The 20,396-nt window shown below is 75.6% G+C and carries 7 protein-coding genes (1 of these 7 only partly in view); 5 read left to right on the top strand and 2 right to left on the bottom strand.

Translation table 11 applies throughout. The annotated features are described in order from the left end of the window. The 5 genes from ABTX81_RS23595 to ABTX81_RS23615 form a co-directional block, all read left to right on the top strand. Positions 1-8,623, top strand: the end of a protein-coding gene (locus ABTX81_RS23595) for an EndoU domain-containing protein (protein WP_350548868.1). Its footprint begins 22,274 nt before the window's first position; only the last 8,623 of its 30,897 coding nucleotides appear in the window; the start codon falls outside the window, past its left edge; its stop codon occupies positions 8,621-8,623. Positions 8,624-8,798: 175 nt separating this feature from the next. Beyond that, positions 8,799-10,247: a hypothetical protein gene (locus ABTX81_RS23600; protein WP_350548870.1), complete on the top strand. Its 1,449-nt coding sequence runs from the start codon at positions 8,799-8,801 to the stop codon at positions 10,245-10,247. A gap of 88 nt (positions 10,248-10,335) precedes the next feature. Continuing rightward, positions 10,336-13,707, top strand: a complete 3,372-nt coding sequence (locus ABTX81_RS23605) for a right-handed parallel beta-helix repeat-containing protein (RefSeq protein ID WP_350548872.1) — start codon at positions 10,336-10,338, stop codon at positions 13,705-13,707. A 2,162-nt stretch (positions 13,708-15,869) separates the two neighbouring features. Then, positions 15,870-16,982, top strand: coding sequence for a S8 family serine peptidase (locus tag ABTX81_RS23610; RefSeq protein ID WP_350548874.1), 1,113 nt, complete (start codon positions 15,870-15,872; stop codon positions 16,980-16,982). A 552-nt stretch (positions 16,983-17,534) separates the two neighbouring features. After that, positions 17,535-18,131, top strand: a complete 597-nt coding sequence (locus ABTX81_RS23615; RefSeq protein WP_350548876.1) for a sigma-70 family RNA polymerase sigma factor — start codon at positions 17,535-17,537, stop codon at positions 18,129-18,131. A 23-nt stretch (positions 18,132-18,154) separates the two neighbouring features. Here ABTX81_RS23615 and ABTX81_RS23620 read toward each other — a convergent pair whose 3' ends face one another. Together ABTX81_RS23620 and ABTX81_RS23625 are read right to left on the bottom strand one after the other, a co-directional pair. Continuing rightward, on the bottom strand, positions 18,155-19,336 hold the full coding sequence (locus ABTX81_RS23620) for a hypothetical protein (RefSeq protein ID WP_350548878.1): 1,182 nt from the start codon (positions 19,334-19,336) through the stop codon (positions 18,155-18,157). Between the two features lie 363 nt (positions 19,337-19,699). Further along, on the bottom strand, positions 19,700-20,185 hold the full coding sequence (locus ABTX81_RS23625; protein WP_350548880.1) for a hypothetical protein: 486 nt from the start codon (positions 20,183-20,185) through the stop codon (positions 19,700-19,702). Between the last annotated feature and the right edge of the window lie 211 nt (positions 20,186-20,396).

The raw sequence follows: 20,396 nt of genomic DNA on the forward strand, positions 1-20,396 counted from the left end.
CCTGCGCGGCGTCGAGGTGGTCGAGCGCGGCACCACCCACGTCAACGGCACCTACCGGGCCCGGGTGCGGTTCCTCGACGCCACCGTCGCCCCCGACGCGCCGCTCTCGCAGTTCCGCAACCACTGGTTCGAGCCGCGGAACTCCGTGCGGACGATGTTCCCGCGCGAGTGGGGGCGCGTGGACGTCCTGCGGGCCGTCGAGACCGCGCACGCCACGGCCTTCCACCGGGTCCGGATCGACGAGCGGACCCACCGCTGGGTCGGCGAGGTCAACGGCGTGCGCATCGAGGGCCTCAGCCGAAACGGCCAGCACCTCGCCTACCGGCCCACCGAGCTGCAGCCCGGCGGCCACACGGAGTTCTGGGACCACCAGCAGCTGATCGCCGGCGGCGACGCCCGGACGGTCGCCGTCGGCACGGGGCAGCTGCAGATCCGGCGGACGCTCTTCAACTCCGGGCAGCAGGGCCTCGACATCGTCGTCCCGCTCCACGTGAGCCGGCCGGACGGGGTGACGGAGCAGCAGATCCACGCCTGGACCGAGCAGGTGAACCGGGACGTCCGGCTGGCCTGGGCCCAGGGCAACCAGGGACGGCAGCCGCTGCTGGTCAACGTCACGGTGGTGCCGGTGGGCGAGCCCGCGGGCGCCTTCCGCAGCCTCACGGCGCAGGAGGCCGCCGGCTCCACCCCTTCGACGCTGCTCGGCGGGCTGCTGCCCGGATTCGGCTGGAACCGGCCCGGCAGCCCGCTGCGCCGGCTGTTCGACCTGACGGGCCCGGTGACCGCCTACTCGGAGCGGGTGCTGTCGACCGGCGGTCCCGGCGCGCTGCGCGAGCCCGGGCCGCGTCGGCCGGACGAGCAACTGCCCTCCGTAGTGCCGCAGTTCGACGTCGGAACGCTCCGCCCGGAGTTCACCGAGGGCGCCTGGCGGGACCCGCGCGGTCCCGGCCTGCCGCGCGAGTGGTCGGCCGACGACATCCGCTACGCGGCGGGCGTGGTGCTCGACCAGGCCCGGCAGGGCGGCCGGCAGCTGTCGGCCGACGGCGACGTGGACGGCACCGCCGGCGGCGTCATCGTGCACGTCCGGCGCCAGGACGGCCGGATCACCGAGGTCCGGGGCGAGCCGGGCCAGGAGGATTCCCGGCAGCACTCCACCCCGGCCTCCAACGGTGCCCCCGTCGCCCGCAACGCCGTCCGGCCGGACGACGAGCCGGCCGGTGCGCCGATGCTGCGCGCGCTCGTCGAGGACGACCCGGGGCTGCTGCGGCGGCTGTTCGGCGACGACGAGGCCGGGCCGCTGGCCGCCGACCCGGCCGCCGCGGACCGGGCGCTGCGCGAGCTGGTCGAGGCGCGGTTCCGGGAGAACCCGGAGCTGGGGCGGGAGGCGCACGAGCTGTACACCGCCTGGGCCCGCCGGATGGGGAACGAGCCGGCGGACTGGCCGGTCTTCGTGGAGGACCTGCACCGGGAGCTCGCCGCCTGGCGCGAGCAGGGCTGGGAGGGTGTGCACGACCCGCGCGCCGTGCGGGACGCCTTCGCCGTGCTCACGGCCGCCGCGTTGGACCTGCGGGTCAGCCTGGTGGAGGTCGGGAACGAGCACGCGAAGGTCTCGGAGTTCGGTCCCGCGAACGGCCGCCCGGTCCGGCTCGACCACGACGAGCGCGAGGGCTACTCGACCGTCGCCGCCGCCGAGCGCCGCCAGGAGCAGGAGCGGCTCCTGCGGGAGGAGGAGGCGAGGTCCGCGGCCGGCGAGGAGGAGGTCGTCACCCGCCGGCCGGACGAGGACGAGGACTCGGAGGACTCCGAGGACGAGCCGCTGAAGACGCACGCGCAGCTGGAGGAGGAGCGGCGCCGGGCCGAGGAGATCCGCGAGGGCAAGCGCGTCGCGCGGGACGGGAACGCGAACGCCGGCCCCTCGGGCGGGGAGGAGAACCGCACGATCGCCCCGGCGCCGGTCCACGCCGACGTCGACGCCATCGTCCACGCCGACGTCGACGCCATCGTCCACGCCGACGTCAACGCCGAGGTCGTCGTCAACCCGGGCCCGCAGGTCCCGAGGTCCGTCCTCGACCGCGGGGTGCTCTCCGGCGCGCACATGGTGACCAGCCTCGGCGAGCCGGACACCGTGCTGGTCCGCGGGCTCGGCGAGCGGATCGAGGCGGCCCTGCCCGCCGACACGCCGAACCGGGCGTCCTTCGCCCGGGCGCTCGCCGAGAGCGTCTTCAGCGGCACCAGCCTGCGCGCCCTGGTCTCGGCGCTGTCACGCGGCGACGTCGTGCACATCCCGGTCGGGACCGACGCCCACCAGGGGACCATCACCCTGCGCGGCGAGGTGGTCGGCCTGGTCCACCACTCCCAGAAGGCGAAGTTCGAGTACGAGGGCGGCGGCGACCGGGTGGTGACGCTCGGCGAGACCAACGGCGCGAGCCGCTCGGCCGGCATCGGCGTTCAGGGCCGGGGCGACTTCTTCAAGGTCATGCGGGCGGCGCTGGACGCCTTCGGCGTGAACCGCGACCGGGCGCGCTCCGACGAGCTGACGACCAGTTCCAAGTTCTTCTCGCGCGCCAAGACCACGGAGGTCACCGAGGTGTTCCGGGGGCGGCTGCTCGTCGACGTGGGCTACCAGCCCAAGGGCGAGCGGGAGACCGAGTCCCTGCCGCCCCGGCTGGACCCGGCCGACGCACGGCTCCTGACGACGCCGCTGGAGGTCGGCATCCCGCAGCGCGAGACCCGGCCCTCCGCCGAGTCCGACATCCGGGCGAACCTGCTGGGCGAGCTCGACCCGGCGCTGCTGGCGCAGCGGCGGCTGCACTCCTCGAACATCATGCTGGACGTCCACGTCAAGGGCGCCCCGCAGGTGCGCTCGGCGGCGCGCCAGGTCGCCGGCGGGTCCACCGACCTGGGGAACCTGGGCCCGCTGCGCACCGACGACCTGCCGACGCACCGGCAGGCCATGGTGGGCGTGGTCGAGGCCCTGCGCCGGAGCGTCCTCGACGAGAAGGAGGCCCACGAGCGGACCGTCCGCGAGCGGACCCCCGAGGACGACACCGGTCTCGACGCCGCCGCGCGCCGCGAGCGCGCCGACCGGGAGAAGGCCGCCGCCGAGCGGATCGCCAGGGCCGAGGAGGCGCTGGGATTCCACGGCGGCGCCCTGTCCGACCGGCTGGTGGCCGAGTTCGGCTTCCGGCGCCTCCAGCACGACTTCAAGGGCCTGACGAACGGCGAGTCGGTGATCGTCCGGGTGCCCGGCAGCGACGTCTGGGCCGAGGTGAAGGCCGCCAGCCTCGGCATGCGCCTGGTCGCGACCACCAAGGACACCGAGTTCAACACCGGCGCCGGCTCGGTCGTGACCAGGCTCCGGCGGAAGGTGGTGACCGGCTTCCTGCAGCTCCAGGGCGGCGGCCGGCTCGGCACCGACGAGGTGAACGTCAGCACCAGCTTCGGGAAGCGGTGGGGCAGGGACAAGGTGGTCGTGACGGGCCGCACGCTGGAGACCGCGGTCACGACCAAGACCAAGGAGAACGGCGCCGTCCTCGACGGGGACGGCTACCTGGAGGTGGTGGTCCACAAGGGCGACGAGCGGCTGGGCGACCCGGTCCAGGTGCCGCTCGGGTTCCGGACGCTGATGCCGCAGTCGGACCTGCTGGTCAACGAGGTGACGGCGGCCCCCGTGCCCGGGCGCCAACGGCTGCCGGAGTCCGCCGTCGTGCGCGACATCGGCCCGCTCGACCAGGTGCGGCAGCAGCTGGAGGAGGCCGGGAAGCGGCGGTACGGGAGCCTCTGGCCGCAGATCCGCACCGAGGTGATGCAGGTCGTCACCCAGCCCTCGCTGGCCGCCAAGCTCAGCGCGATGAGCCGAGGCGACGCGTTCGAGCTGACCGCCTTCGACCGGGACAAGCTGACCGGCGCGCTCGCGTCGCTGGCGGAGCACGGCGTCAAGGTGACCGTCCGGGCCGAGCTCGTCGACACCCGGCTGGTCAGGCGGAGCAAGGCCGCCGACCTCAGCCGGCAGAACGAGTCCGGCTCGTTCACCACCGAGCAGCGGTACACCAGCAGGTTCGACATCAAGCAGGGGGCCGTCGGCTACGCCCCGGTCCGGGAGATGCCTTCCGGCCAGGTGCAGCTCAGCCAGGAGATCCGGGTCCGCGGCGGCGTCCGGTCCGACGCCAACGACAAGCTCTACTCGAACAGCAAGATGCGCGAGGAGCAGGACGTCCACCAGGGCACGATGCGGTTGACCGTGGTCCTGGAGGGCGGCCTGCACCACACGCCCCCCGTCACCGGGGACATCGGCACCGAGTACAGCGTGAAGGCCCACACCAGGGCGGCGACGGAGGACCTGACCGTCCTGCCGCGCAACGAGCTCGGGGCCGCCTCCGTGGTGTCCTTCAGGAACGACGAGGGCACGCCGGGCGGCGACCGGCTGTTCCGGGAGGTCCGCCGGGCGCTGGAGGACCGCTTCCAGTGGCGCGGGGGGATCTCCGACTCGCTGGAGCAGACCCTCCGGGCGGAGCTGGGGGCGACCGCGATGCAGGCCAAGCTGTCCCAGCTCACCCGGGGCGGGGTGCTCAAGGTGCCGGTCGCCGGCCCGGGCTGGTCGGCCGAGGTGGTCGTCCGGGCCGCGCTGCGCTCGGAGCCCGTCGTCAAGTACACGATCAACGGCGCCGAGTTCGAGGTCGGGACGCAGAACCGGACCGGCCACGGGGTCATGCGGGACATCCGGGACCGGGTCACCGGCCTGGTCGGCCTGACCGGCCGGGTGCAGAAGGAGCAGGGCGGCAGCCCCGGGGTCACGCTGACCGGCGACTACTCCTACCGTCAGGAGTCCTCCACCGGCGGCAACCTGCAGAGCTCCGGCACCGCCGTCAACCGGGCGAAGAACGTCTCCACGGCCGTGGTGTCGGACGCCGTGGTCGACTACCGGGTGGAGATCCAGGGCTGGACGGGCGGGCTGATCCCCAGCACCACGAAGCTCGGCCCGATCACGATGGAGGCGGAGGTCGTCACCCCGCGGTACGACGCGCCGACCGCGGCCACCCTGCGCACCGTCCCGGACCGGGTCTGGCAGGACCACGTGCTCGGCTCATCCGACGTGGTCACCAATGTGTTCGTGCCCGGCGACCGGAACGCGGGGCAGGCGGCGGCCGACTTCGGCAAGGCCGTCCTGCGCGGGACCGGCGAGCCGGGCGAGTTCGGCGGGCGGAACCTGGACAAGTGGCTGCACGGGCTGGGCCGATCCGGCCTGCGGCACAAGCTGTACGACGCGCTCAGCCCGGAGAACCTGCACGACCAGCTCAAGACCATGATGTCGGGGCGCGAACTCGTGGTCGCGGACGGGGGCGTGACGGTGCGGATCGGCGCGTCCGTCAAGCGGCTGGCCCACACCGGGAACACCACGACCACCGAGTTCAACACCGGGACGCAGGTCGAGCACACCCACTCGGCGGCCGACGGGGCGACCGGCGGCGGAAGCGGCTCCAGCCACCAGGTGCGCGGCGGCGTGGCGGTCTCGACCGGCCTGTTCTACGCGGGCGACACGCTGGCCGTCTCCTCCGCCAGCAGCACCCGTGAGACGTGGTCCAACCGCACCGGCTCCGGCAACACCACCAAGGTGAAGCCCGTCGGCAATGTCTTCACCGGCGAGGCGAACCTGCACTTCTCGGTCGAGTGGCGGGACCTGGTCAGCACCGAGGGCCGGCTCGTCATGGTCACCAAGCGGGCCTACTTCCGGCGCGAGCTGGGCATGGACGTGGTCATCGACGTCGCGGAGACCCGGGAGAACGTGCCGGGCAACCCGTCGGACAACCCGGGGAAGGTCTTCGACGCCTCGACCGCCCCGCGCGGCGCGGACCTGCGCCGCGCCCTGACCGACGACCTGCCGGTCGTCGAGGACACCGCCTCCCCGGGCGCCCAGGTACCGCCCGCCCGGGTGTGGACGCACGGGCTGGTCGACACCGACGTGGTGCGCGCGGTCGGGATGACCCCGCACGCGCGGCAGCAGCTGACGGAGGGCGCCGAGGCGTTCCTGGGCTCGGGCAACTGGGACCGGGTCCGGGGCATGGTGGAGGGGATGATCGACCCGGTGGCGCTCGCCAGCCGGCTCGTCACCCCGCACACCCCCGACGACACCGCCGCCCCGGCACCGGAGGGCGGCGCCGCGCCCCCGCGCCCCGACGAGCCGACCCTCAAGGGCGGCCCGGGCAACTCCACCCTCCTGGTGGGCCGGACCGACCTGGCCGGCGACGTCCGGGTGGAGGTCCGGACGAAGATCAGGGAGCTGGAGTTCATCAGGACCGACAGCAGGACGGAGTCCAACCCGACCAACACGACCTCGGTCACCGACGGAATCCGGGCCCAGCGCGCGCTGCGGGTGGCCAACCGGATCACCGCGGGCGCCGTCAGCCCCGACACGTTCGGGCTCGGGCTCGCCACCCTGCGCGGCGGCCTCTACGTCGACAACGCCTACGAGCACCGCACCGACATCGAGACGGTCGAGGGCGGCCAGATCGTCAACAACGCCAAGATCGCCACCACGACCGCGCGCTACCGGGGCTTCGTCGAGGTGGAGGTGGTCTACCACAAGGACGGGCGGACCCTGCCCCGCAGGGCGCTCATGGCGGTCGAGGTCGACCTCCCGGTGGGCGACACCACCCGGGCCGACGTGCCGCACAACGCCTTCCTGCGCTTCAACGAGCAGACGCGCAACGGCGAACTCCGGCTGCACGGCGCGCCGAAGGACGCGTTGCCCACGGTGGCGCGCGCACTCGGCCTGGACGTCGGCGAGGCGGACCACCACGCCCGGCTGCTGCGGGTCGGCCACGTCGCCCGCAAGCTGCTCCCCGAGTCGCTCACCGCCTCGGGCGAGCGCGGCGAGCGCTGGCTGCGCGGCCTGGACCGGATGGTCGACCTCGCCGCGGACGGGGCGGCCGGCGCGCCCTTCGACCGCCTGCGCGAGGCGGTCGGCCGCCAGACGGTGCCGCCCGTGGAGCGGCGCCGCCTCCAGGACCTGGTCGAGCTGGCCGGGGCGGACGACACCCTGACGGCAGGGGACCTGAACGGCCACTGGGAGGTGCTGACCCAGCGGCAGTCCGAGCAGGAGCGGCTGCGGCGACGGCCGCAGGAGGGCGAGGGGGAGCCGGAGCCGCCGCAGGCGCCGACGGAGCGGCAGCCGGACCTGAGCCTGCACCGGCCGACCGTGCCGGACGTCCGGCTGAGGGTCGTCGCCGGGGACGCGACGTCGATGTCCGCGCTGGTCCGCGAGTTCCGGACGACCGTCCTCCAGGCGGACGCGCTCCGGGTGCGCGCCCCCCGGGGGGAGGGGGACAGCCGGCCGCCGCTGGTCGAGGTCACCCTTGACGTGCCGGCGGGCCGGGCGCTGCGTGAGGCGCGGGCGCTGGAGCAGCGGCTGCGCGGGCTGGCGCAGGGGCTCGCCCACGAGGTGGATCTGGTCGTCGTGGCCGGCAGCACCACCGTGCCGAGGGCGGGCCAGACCGCCCCGGGCCAGGCCACGGGCGCCGTCCACTCCTTCCGGATCGGCACGAGGCCGCCGGGCACGGCGGAGACGACCACGACGGTGCGGCGCGAGCCGGCCGGCGACGGGGTGGTCGAGGACCTGAACCAGGGCGTGAACGACGACCTGACCGTGAACGAGGACCTGAACCAGGGTGTGAACCAGGGTGTGAACCACGACTCGACCGTGAACGAGGACCTGAACCAGGGCGTGAACCAGGGTGTGAACCAGGGTGTGAACCACGACTCGACCGTGAACGAGGACCTGAACCAGGGCGTGAACCACGACTCGACCGTGAACGAGGACCAGGCGGAGGCCCCGGTGGGTCCGCCGTCGTCGCCGAACCCGCAGCCGCCGAACCCGGGGCCTCGGGACGACGCGTCCGACGGCACGCGGTCCTCCGGGACGGACTCCGACACCCGCTCCGAGACGTCGTCGGTGCCGGATCCGGACCCCCCGGTGCTCGGCACCGGTGCCTTCGTGCCGGGGCCGATGCCGCTGCCGGACTTCCTGCGCGGCTACCCGCCGGTGCCGCCGGGCCGCCGGGCCGACCACGTGTCGGACGACTCGCTGTCCTCGCGCTCCTCGCTGCGGGGCGAGGACTCGGAGGAGGACCTGTCGGCTCCGCCGCACGGCCGTGACGCCTCGGGCACGTCCTGGCGGACGGCCCGGCTCTACGAGGGGGACGAGGACCTCCCGGACCTGCCGCACGAACGCGACGTCTCCGGCACGTCCTGGCGGACGGCCCGGCTCTACGAGGGCGAGGAGGAGTTCTACCAGCACCCGGGCACGCGGCTGGGCGACGAGTCCGACAACGTGTCGGTCGACTCGGACTTGACGGATTCCCGCAGCGAGCGGTCGGAGGACTCGTGGGTGGAGGTCCAGGCGCCCCCGTTCTACGCCCAGGGCGCCAACACCCCCTTGACCAACACGCCCGTCGGGAACCCGGCGCCCCCGGCGAACACCTCGCCGCCGCTGCCGCCGCTGCCGCCGCTGCCGCCGAGGGAGGCCGGCGGGCCGCCGCAGCACCCGCCGCTGGAGACCGCGGACAGCCTGGAGGACAGCATCTTCGCCACCCTGACGCTGCTGGACGGCAACGGCCGGGAGGGAGCGTGAACCCTCCGGCCGAGCCCGTCCGTAGTGACGGAGTGGGAGCACCCGAGGTCCTGTCGGCCGGGTGGTCCTGTCGACAGGGACCGCATGCGAGGCCGGAGGGACTGCGGTGAGCACGAGCACGAGTACGGGCGGGAACGGGACTCGGGGCGGGGCGGCGGGGATCCAGCTTCCGTCGATGGACTGGGAGATGGAGGAGGAACCGGCGGCGCCGGCGACCGGTGCCGGGAGCGCCGGTGCCGCGGCCGCCGCGGTGGCGGCCGAGCCGGCGGCGGCGGAGGCGCCGACCGAGCAGGTCGCCGTGCCGGAGTACGGGCCGGTGACCCCGGCGGCGTCCGCCGCCGCCGTCCCGCCGGTCGCGCTCGCCGTAGCACCCGACGCCGACCCCGGGTTCGGCCCGGGCGAGGAGCCCGGGGGACTGGAGCCCGTCTTCGCGGGGGTGGAGCACCAGGAGGGCGAGGAGCCGGCCGAGGAGCCCGGCCGCCGGCGGTTCAGGCGGCCCGCGCTGGTCGCCGCCGCCACGGCGGGCGTGGTGCTGATGGGCCTGCCGTTCCTGATCACCGACGGCGCCGACAAGGACAAGCGGGGCGACAACCTCGGTGTGAACCAGCCGGACACCCAGCTCGTCGACGGCCCGCAGATCGACGACGTCCCGCCGCCCGTGCCCACCGGCCCGCCGACCGGCGACGCCCCGACCGCGCCGCCCACCGACCCGGCGGCCACCGGCGACCCCGCCGTCACCGCGCAGCCCCTCGACGCGCAGACCACCGTCCCCGGAATCGCCCTCGGCGGCTCGACCGTCGGGACCCCGGCCGTGCCGGGCGGCCAGCCGGCCGGCGGGAGCGCCCCGGTGGCCAAGGCGCCCGTGAGCGGCACCCAGCAGAGCGGCGGCGGCAAGACGACGCAGCAGCCCGCCGGACAGCCGGTCTCCCAGCAGCAGCAGCCCGCTCCGCAGCAGCCGGCGCCCCAGCAGCCCGCTCCGCAGCAGCCCGCCCCCCAGCAGCCGGCGCCGCAGCAGCCGGCCCCGGTCCAGCCCGCCCCGCAGCAGCCGGCGCCGCCCGCCACCCAGCAGCCCGCCCCGCCGCCCGCAGTGGCGAAGGCCACCTACAGCGCCATCGGCGGCTCCAACTGCGGCACCTCCTCGGTGGCCTACGCCCAGCACGGCTGGTGGGAGCAGGGCTCCACCGGCTGGACCACCAACTCGGCCGGCGGCTACAGCGGTTCGGGCTGCAACGGCAAGTACGTGTCGATGCCGATGTCCGGCTCGGCGACCAAGGACGACGGCGGCAACTCGGTGGTCTGGACCTTCTCCACCGCCCCGGTCACGGCCGGCAGCTGCAAGATCTCCGTCTACGTGCCGAACAACTCCGACCTCAAGGCGGTCGGCGGCGCGCCCGCCTACTACACCGTCCAGAACACCTCGACGCCCAACAGCGGCACGATCGGTGACTTCTCGGTCAACCAGACCACCAGCCGGGGCAGTTGGGTGAGCGGCGGGACCTTCGCGGTGAGCGGCGGCAAGATCGCCGTGATGCTGCACTCGCGCGGCCTCGACTGGGCCGGCACCCCCACCGAGAAGGCACACATCGCGGCCTCCGCCGTGCGCGCCGACTGCACCGCCGCCTGACCGCCCTGACCGCCGTACCGCCCTGACCGCCGTACCGCCCCGCCCCGCCCCCAGACGACCGACGAAGAACCCCCAGGAGAGGACGGCCATGTCGCGCCATGTGCTGACGGTGTGCCCGGAACAGCGGGGCGGCCCGTACCGCACGATCGGCGACGCGCTCGCGGCGGCCCGCAGCGGGGCGGTGATCTCCGTCCGCCCCGGCCGCTACGAGGAGAACCTGGTCATCACCAAGATGGTCACCATCACCGCCGAGGAGCCGCGCGGCAGCGTGCGGATCACCGCCCGGCGCGGCTGCGTCGTCCAGGTGGTGGCCGAGGCCGTCCAGCTCACCGGCCTGATCGTGCAGGGCCAGGACGAGGAACTGCCCGCCGTCGACGTGCCGCGCGGGCAGGCCGCGCTCTCCGACTGCGAGGTGGTCGGCAGCTCCTGGACGGCCGTCCTCACCCGCCAGCAGGGCTCGCTCGCCATGCGCGACTGCCGGGTCACCAACCCGGCCGGCGCCGGCATCGTCGAGACCTCCACCGGCACCAGCGTGATCGAGGACTGCGTCATCGAACACCTCGGCACCTCGGCCGTGGTGGTCGGCGAGCGGGCCAACCCGCTGCTGCGCAACTGCGTGCTGCGCGACGCCCGGGGCAACGGCGTCTGCGCCAACGGCGAGGCCCGCGGCACCTTCGAGGACTGCGAGATCTCGGTCACCGACAAGCCCGCCGTCGCCCTGGAGGAGCGCTCCACCACCCGCCTGCTGCGCACCGCCGTCCGCGACACCACCATCGGCGTCTACATCAGCTCCGAGGCGCGGGTGGTGCTGGAGGACTGCGCGGTCAGCGCCACCACCGGCCACGGCATCGCGCTCGCCGCAGGCACCGACCCGGAGCTGCGCCGCTGCACCACCACCCGCACCGCCGGCCACGGCATCCACATCACCGGCCGCTCGCGCGGGCAGTTCGAGCAGTGCGAGGTGTCCGACGCCGAGGGCACCGGCATCTGGGTCGGGGAGCACGCCGGGCCGGTCCTGAAGGGCACCGTGGTGCGGAACTGCGGTGGGGCGGGCGTCGAACTGGCCGAGGAGAGCGCGGCCGACATCGACCGGCTGGAGATCCGCGACGTCACCGGCGCCGGCCTGTCGATCGGCGGCGGCGCCAACCCCCGGGTGCGGCACCTGAGCGTCACCGGCGCCGGCGCCGACGGCGTCGAGGCGCTGCGCGACGGCCGGGGCCGGCTGGAGGGCGTCGAGGTGCTGGACGCCGGACGGGCCGGGGTGCGGATCGCCGACGGCGCGGACACCTTCGTCGGCTCGGCCGTGGTGCGCGGCGCCAGGAGCAGCGGGGTGCTGGTCGGCAAGGTGGGGCGGGCCGCGCTGCGCGACTGCGAGGTCAGCGGCTCCGGGGAGGACGGCCTCGCCGTCGAGGACGGCGGCGAGCTGAGCTGCACCCGGGTCCGCAGCCACGGCAACCGCCGCCACGGCGTGCGGATCGGCGCCGGGGGCCGGGCCGTGCTGTCCCAGGTCGAGGCGGTGGAGAACATCGGCGACGGCGTACGCCTCGACTCCACCGAAGCGGTCCGGCTCACCGGCTGCACCCTGTCCCGCAACCGGGGCTCCGGCCTGCGGCAGACCGTGCCCGGCGAACGGCTCGCGGTCGAGCAGCTGACCAGCGAGGAGAACGGCCTGCCCGACGCGCACGGCACCGCGACCGCCGCCCCGGGCGCGCCGCGGGCCGATAGGGCCGCCGCCCCCGCCGCGGCCGGCGGCGGCCCCGCCGAAGCGGGCACGGAGCCCGCCCGCGCGCCCGCCCCGGACGCGCCGCCCGGCCCGCTGGAGGTGCTGGAGTCGCTGGTCGGCCTGGCCGGCGTCAAGGAGCAGGTGGCCACCCTGGTCAACCTCAACAAGCTGGCCCGCCGCCGCGAACTGGCCGGCATGCCGGCCCTGCCGATGAGCCGCCACCTGGTCTTCGCCGGCCCGCCCGGCACCGGCAAGACCACCGTCGCCCGCCTCTACGGCGCCATCCTCGCCGAGCTGGGCGTGCTGCGCAGCGGGCACCTCACCGAGGTGGCCCGGGCCGACCTGGTCGCCTCGATCATCGGCGGCACGGCCATCAAGACCACCGAGGTGTTCCAGCAGGCGCTCGGCGGCGTGCTGTTCATCGACGAGGCCTACACCCTCTCGGCCGGGTCCGGCTCCGGCTCGGGGCCGGACTTCGGCCGCGAGGCGATCGACACCCTGGTCAAGCTGATGGAGGACCACCGCGACGACGTGGTGGTGATCGTGGCCGGCTACTCCGCCGAGATCGGCGACTTCCTGGCCTCCAACCCGGGCCTGGCCTCCCGGTTCAGCCGGACCGTCGAGTTCGCCAACTACGAGGTCGACGAGCTGGTCACCATCGTCGAACGCGCCGCCGCCGGCCACGGCTACGAGCTGGCCGAGGGCACCGGCGCGGCGCTCACCGTGCTCTTCGAACGGATGCCGCGCGGCGAGGACTTCGGCAACGGCCGCTCGGCCCGCAAGGTCTTCGAGGAGATGGTCGACCGGCAGGCCACCCGGCTCGCCGAGCAGGGCGAGATCAGCGACGAGGACCTCGCGCTGCTCGTCCCCGAGGACGTCGGCGTCGAACTCGACCCGCCCGCCAAGGAGGCCGACGGCACCGAGCCGCTCGCCGAACTCCGGGCCCTGGTCGGCCTGCCCGCCGCCAAGGCCCAGGTGGAGGACCTGGTGAACCTGATCCGCCAGGTCCGCCGCCGCGAGGAGGCCGGCCTGCCGACCGCCACCATCAGCCACCACCTGGTCTTTGCCGGCCCGCCCGGCACCGGCAAGACCACCGTCGCCCGCCTCTACGGACGGCTGCTCGCCGAACTGGGCGTCCTGCCCGGCGGCCAGCTCGTCGAGACCGCCCGCGCCGACCTGGTCGGCCGCTACGTCGGCCACACCGCCCAGCTCACCAAGGAGGCCTTCGACCGGGCCCGCGGCGGCGTCCTCTTCGTCGACGAGGCGTACACCCTGACCCCCCGGCACGGGGGCGGCGGCGACTTCGGCCAGGAGGCGGTGGACACCCTGATGAAGCTGATGGAGGACCACCGCGACGAGGTGGTGGTGATCGTGGCCGGCTACGAGGACGAGATGCGGCACTTCCTCTCGTCCAACCCCGGCCTCGCCTCCCGCTTCTCCCGCCAGATCGACTTCGGCCACTACGGGGACGCCGAACTGGTCACCATCGTCCAGAACCACGCCGACGCCGCCGGCTACACCTGCGCCCCCGAGACCCTGACCGCCCTGCACCAGCTCTTCACCACCGTCCCCCGCGACCGCACCTTCGGCAACGGCCGCTTCGCCCGGCAGACCCTGGAGGCGATGATCACCCGCCAGGCCGGCCGCCTCAGCCGCCTCGACATCGCGGACCTCTCCGAGCTCAGCCTCCTCCTCCCCGAGGACATCGCCCTCGACCACTCCGCCACCCCCGCATGACCCTCACCCACCCCCCGGCCGCGTGGCCTGGCGACGCCGACCGCCTCGGCGACCAGGGCGCCCGGGGTTGCTCCGGCGGTCCTGGCGGCGTTGGCCATCCTGGTGGTCCGGATCGCTGTGGCGACGTGGGCTGGCCTGGGGGCTCTGGCCACTCTGGCGTCCTCGGCGCCCCGGGGCGTCCCAGCGGCCCTGGTGACCTTGGGAACCTCGGCGACTCCGGTCGCCCGGGTCATCCCGGCGACGCCGGCAGGCTTGGTGGCCTTAGCGATTCTGGTAGCTCGGCTCGCCTTGGAGGCCTTGGCGGCCTCGGTGACCTTGGCCGCCGCCCGGTGGACCCTGGCACTCCGGGCCGGCCTGGCCGCGTCGATGGCCCCGGTCGTCCAAGCGGTTCTGGCGGCGACCTCGGCCGCGCCGGCGGCCCCGGCGATCGTGAACGCCCGGGCCAGCCCGGCAGGCCCGGGGCCCCAGGCCACCCGGGCCGCCGGACTGTCGTCGCGATGGCCTGCGGCCTCGCGGCCCTCGCCTCATCGGCGGCCGTCCCCGTACCGCCGTCCACCTCGTCGTTCACTGTGCAGCCGTTGGCCGCTGTGCCGGCGGCGGGTGTTGGTGGGGGAGCGGTGGCTCGGGCCGGCATCGCCGTCCCGTCGTCCTTCGTGGGTGGGGCGGGCGTTGGTGGGGGAGCGGGGAGCGTATCGGCGGGGGCTCTGCCAGCTGCTGCGCCAGTGGTGAGGTCGCAGTCGGCCGCCGAGGCCATGCCGTCGGCGGCGGCGGAGCCGCCCGCCGGGGTGGGTGCCGGTGGGGTTGCCGGCGGGCCGTCGTCGGCTGCGGGGGTTTTGCCTGCTGGTGTGTCTTTCGGGCCTCGGCAGCCTGCTGCGCCGGCGGCCGAGGCCATGCTGTCGGCGGCGGCGGAGCCGCTCGCCGAGGTGGCCGGGCGGGAGTCCCCTGTGGGGCTGTTGTCGGATGTCTCGCGTGCGGGGGTTTTGCCTGCTGGTTTGTCGTTTGGGCCCAGGCGGCCTGCTGCGCCGGCTGCCGGGGCGGTGCCGTCGGTGGCGGTGGGGTTGTCGGCTGGAGTGGTTGGCGCTGAGGCACCGTCGGTTGCGTCGGGTGCGCGAGTTCTGCCCGCCGACATGTCGCTTGGCTCCCGGCAGCCTGCCGCGCCGGCTGCCGGGGCGGTGCCGTCGGTGGCGGTGGGGTTGTCGGCTGGGGTGGTTGGCGCTGAGGCACCGTCGGTTGCGTCGGGTGCGCGAGTTCTGCCCGCCGACATGTCGCTTGGCTCCCGGCAGCCTGCTGTGCCGGCGGCGGAGCCGCTCGCCGGGGTGGGTGCCGATGAGGTCGCCCTGTCGTCGGGTGCGGGGGTTTTGCCTGCTGGTTTGTCGTTTGGGCCCAGGCGGCCTGCCGCGCCGGCTGCCGGGGCGGTGCCATCGGTGGCGGTGGGGTTGCCGGCGGGGGTGGTTGGTACCGAGGCATCGGTTGAGCCGGGTGTGGGAGTTCTGCCGGTCGGCATGCCGCTCGGGCCCGGGCAGCCGGCTGCTGAGGGGATGCCGTCGGCGGCGGAGCCGCCCGCCGGGGTAGCTGGGCGGGAGTCCGCCGCAGGGCTGCTGTCGGGTGTGTCAGGGGCGGCGTCCCTGCCCGCCGCTGTGTCGTTCGGGCCGGGGGAGCTACCCGCCGGGGCGGCTGGGCGGGAGTCCGCTGCGGGGCTGTCGTCGCCAGCGCCGAGGGCGGGGGCCTCGCCCGTCGGCCTGCCGCTCGGGCTCCGGCAACCAGCCGCGCCGGCCGCCGGGGCGGTGTCGTCGATGGAGGCGGGGTTGCCGGCCGGGGTGGGTGTTGCGGGCGCATCGTCGGGTGCGCGCGTTCTGCCTGCCGGTCTGGCGCTCGGGCCTCGGCAGCCAGCCGTGCCGGCTGCCGAGGGCGCCGAGCCATCGTCGACGCCGGAGCCGCCCACCCGGGTCGCTGCCGCGGGGCCGGCGTCCGCTCTTCCGCCATCAGGCGCCCTTCCCGCCGCCGTGCCCCCGAAGCCGGGGCGGGCCGGCTCCTCCGGCGTGCCCCTCGCGGCGCCGGGGCCCACTGTGCCGACGCTGCCGGCGGCCACGCCGGGGCAGACCCCCGGGGCGGCCGCGACGCCGGGTGGCGAGTTCCCCGGGATGGGGCAGACCGTGCCCGACGTGCGGCAGAACGGGTGCCGCAAGCCCTCCGCCCGGGTGGCGGACCGGCCCGGGTGGGCGCAGACGTACCTGCGGCCGGAGGCCGCGTGGCCGCTGAGCCGGGGGGCCGGGGTGACGGTGGCGGTGATCGGGTCAGGGGTGGACGCCTCGGCCGGGGCGGCGTCCGGCGCGCTGGCCGGGCGGCTCACCCTCGGGCCGCGGTTGCACGGTGACGGCGACGCCGGACGCGACTGCGTCGGCCACGGCACCGTCCTCGCGAACCTGATCGCCGGCCGCCGGACGGCCGACGGCGGCCCGTCCGGCCTCGCGCCCGGGGCGAAGGTGCTGGCCGTGGCCGTCACCGACGACGCCGGGAGCACCAACGCCGACCTGCTCGCCCGGGGCATCCGCGCGGCGGCGGACGGCGGCGCGCGGGTCGCCGTCGTCGCGGCGCCGATCGCCGAGGCGACGCCGGCGCTGGCGGAGGCGGTCGGCTACGCCACCGCCAAGGGCATGCTGCTGGTCGCGCCGGTGGGCCCGGACGGCCAGTCGGTGGCGGTCCCGGTGTATCCGGCCGCGTACCCCGGCGTGCTCGCGGTGACCGCCCTCGCGGCGGACGGCTCGGTGGCGGGCGCGTCGGCGTCGGGAGGGCCCGCGCCAGTGGGGCCGGCGAACGGGCGGGCCTCGCGGGTGGACCTGGCGGCGCCCGGCGAGGCGCTGCTGGCGGCCGGACCGGGCGGTGGCACCTTCACCGCCTCGGGTCCGAGCTACGCCGCCGCCCTGGTGGCGGGTGCGGCGGCCCTGGTGCTCGGCCGCTCGCCCGGGCTGACCGTCGAGCAGCTGACCGAGCGACTGCGGGCGACCGCCTACCGACCGGGCACGGCGTTGCCCGATCCGACGGTCGGTTGGGGCACGGTTGACCCGACGACGGCGGTCACCACCGGGAACCCGACCACCGCCGCCGGGGCGCCGCCCTCCGTCGAGCCGGTCGTCGTCCCGCCCCCGGCGGACCGCTCCGCCGAGCGGCTGGCGTCGGCGGTCACCGGCGTGAGCCTGGGCGGCGCGGCGCTGGTCGGCCTGGCCGCGGCAGCGGTGCGCGCCGGCCGCCGCCGGGGTGCTCGCCACCCGGAGTGACGGCCCTCGCCGGCGGACCGCTCGGTGCGGAGGCCGGTGTGGGTGGTTGTCGAGGCGGGTCCGGGTGGGCGCGGTGCTGGTCAGCCGGGTTGTGGCGGTGGCGCGCCTCGGGTGGAACCGGGGTGCTCGCGGCCCGGAATGAGGGACTTCGCCGATGGCCGGCGGCCCACTCGGCCGAGCGGCCGGCGCGGCCGGTCGCCGGGGTACGCCGGGCCACCTCGGCCCCGGTCCGACCGCGGCCGGACGCGCGCCCGCCGCCGCCCGCCGCCGCCCGCCGGGACCGGCGGCACCGGGCCGCCCGTGCCCCGCAGGCACCGCTCACGGCCGCCAACGCCGCGCCAACGCCGCCGGGCGCGACCCGGCGCGTCCGCGTTGGTTCGCCGTTGGTCCCCCGTTGGCGGCGGCTGCAAGCGTGGCGGCGCCCGGGAGAGCGGCCCGTCCGCCGTGGCATGCCCCCGCGCGCCGAGACAGCGATCAGCGGCCCCGGTCCCGACCACCGCCCGGGGCGCCGACGAATCACGAATGACGAATGTCGTAAGGGGCTCAACAGCCGTGGCCATCGACGCTACCGCCCACGCCGGGACGACCACCGAGGACGCCCGGGGGCCCGTCGCCCCGCCGGCCGCCCGGCCCACGCTGGACCAGGACACCCTCGCCGAGCTGTACCGGCTGCACGGCGGCTACCTGCTGCGCGCGATGCTCCGGGTGACCAGCGGCGACCGCGGCAAGGCCGAGGACATCGTCCAGGAGACCCTGCTGCGGGCCTGGCAGAACCCGGCGGCCATGCACCGCGGCCCCGAGAACAGCCGCCCGTGGCTGTTCACCGTGGCCCGCCGGATCGCCATCGACCACTACCGGATGCAGACCGCCCGCGCCCAGGAGGTCGCCGACGAGACGCCCGAGGACCACGCGGGCAGCCACGACCCGTACGACGAGGTGCTGGTCGCCCGGGACATGGCGGCGGCGATGGCCGAGCTCCAGCCCCACCACCGGAACGTGCTGGTCGAGCTGCACATGAAGGGCCGGTCGATGGCCGAGGTGGCCCGGGTGCTGGGGGTGCCGGTCGGCACGGTCAAGTCCCGCAACTTCTACGCCGTCCGCGCCCTGCGCCCGATCCTGGAGGCACACGGCATGGCCTGGGCCGGCTAGGCACGCTCGGCCGGGCCCTCACGTCAGGCCAGCGGCCCGAAGGGGTTGAGGGTGAGTGCGCGGGCGCGGACGGCGGAGTCGGAGGGGTCGGTGGGGGCACCGCCGCGGTCGGCCCAGGCGAGGAGTGCCCGCGGGCCGACCGCGGGGTCGAGGAGTGAGGCGCCGGCGAGCTGGAAGCGGTCCTCGGCGGTGCCGTCGCTGACCTCGATCTCCCCGGCGACGGTGCCCTGGTCGGCGTCGAAGACCTTGGCGCGGACGGTCGGGACGGTGGTGAAGGTCTCGGCGCTCTTCTGCACCCAGGAGAGGACGAACTGATGGTTCGGCAGCTGCAGGAGCGCCGGGGAGGAGGCGTTGACCCCGTCGCCGTCGACGGCGGAGAGACTGGCCTCGCGGGTGCCGTTCGGCCGGAACACGGACGCCACCACCGTGCTCCGCTCCACTCCGAGGTCGCTCGGCCCGAGGCTCCGGACGTGGGCGATCACGAACCGGCCGTCGTCGAGCAGGGTGATCGCCCGGTCGCCGCGGAACCCGGAGAGGTCGGGGACCAGCTCGTCGGTCGTCGGCGTTCCCTCGAAGTCGAGCAGGCGGAGGATCATCGCCCCGCCGGCGACCGCGGACGGGTCGCGGCGCCACAGCACCACATGGGCCCCGGCGAGCCGCTTCACCAGCGGGTTCTCGTGGAACCCGTCGGTCGCGTTCACGGTGAACTCGTCGCCCGCCTTCGACCCGTCCGGCCGGAACCGCTGGCCCCGGATGCGCCGGTCGGAGCGCGCGTCGGCCCACACCACCAGGCAGCCGCCGTCGATCGTGCTGGTGACGCTCGGTCGCTGCGAGGGATCGACGTCGTCGGTGCTGACCCGGATCTCGGGGCCGGCCTTGCGGGCCTCCAGGTCGAACCGTTGCAGCTTCACGTGCGGCCGGGGCCCGGGCGGGTTCACGGCGAGCTCGGTCCAGACGACCACCGGCCCGGTCCCGGTCGAGGCGGCGGCGGGGAACCTCCGGTCCGTGTTCTGCGGATCGGGGCCCGGCTCGTTGACGACGAACTCCTCCCGGAACCGGACCCCGTCCGCCCGGAGGAACTGGCCCTTGACGGAGAACGCGCTTGCGTCCTGCCAGGCCACCAGGTAGTGGCTCTGGAGCAGGCCGGCGACGGCCGGCTGCTGCTGGATCCCGGCCGTCGTCGTGTTGACGAGGATCTCGCCCATGGGGCACCTCACGGTCGAACGGACCCCCTGGATTCCACAGTGGCACACCGGAGCCCGGCGGTCCTCCGGAGGCGGCGGCCGCGCTGATCGCCCCGCGCCCGGCGGGACGCGCTGAGGGGGCGTCACGATGCGTCGCGGGCGGCGTGCCCGTAAGCGGAACCGGAGTGAACCCTTCCCGCCCCGCCGGCCGTAGAGCAGGGTGGCGGCACCGCCGCCGGCGCCCGTCCCCCCGTGCGGGCGCCGGTCCATCGGGCGCCCCGGTCTCCGCTCTTGTGGGAGCGCGGACACCGGGGCGCCCGGCCGCAGCGGCGGCCCCCCGGTCTCCCCGGACCGGCGGGCCGCCCACCACCGTCGGAGCCGGGGTCACCACCCCAGCAGGTACGCCCCCCGCCGCAGCCCGGCCAGCACCGTGTCGGCCGTGACCTCGGCGTCGTCGGTCGCCGAGCCGTCCGCCTCCGCCACCGCGCCCCCGCGCAGCACCACGTAGTGCAGCGCCGCCCCCGTCGCCCGGCTCTCCCGGCGGAAGGCGTCCAGCGCCGTCGGCGCGACCGAGCCCTCCACCACCACCTGGTACCCGCCCGAGGCGAACGCGAAAGCCGCCTGCGCCGTGGCCGCCAGCGCGGTCACGTTCTGCCGCCGCGCCTCCGGCCGGTCCGCCTCCACGTACCCCTGCCGGACCGACCGCCGGAAGTCCTCCGCACGCAGGTGGACGCTCGGGAAGAGCGCGTCCGCGACCAGCGGGGCGACCACGCCGCTCCCGGCGCCGGCGGCCGGGTCGGAGAGGACGACCACGCTGCCCGCCCCCCGTCCGCCCCCGAGCTCCGGCCCACCTACGGTCGTACGGTTCACAGCTGCTGATCCCTTCGCGGGCCGGGGACGGACGGGGAGCCGGGGCGGGACGGGCGGAGCGCGCGCGGGCGAACCCGGCCATACGGACAGCCGACCGTCTCGTCATATCGAGTGACTGCTGTCGAGGATCAACCTAGTCCACCGCACACCCCGGAGTCCTCCCCTCCCCGGACCTCCCGCCGTCCCCTCGCCGTCTCCTCGCCGTCCCCCC

The organism is Kitasatospora sp. NPDC097605 (assembly GCF_040302725.1).
Lineage (GTDB): Bacteria > Actinomycetota > Actinomycetes > Streptomycetales > Streptomycetaceae > Kitasatospora.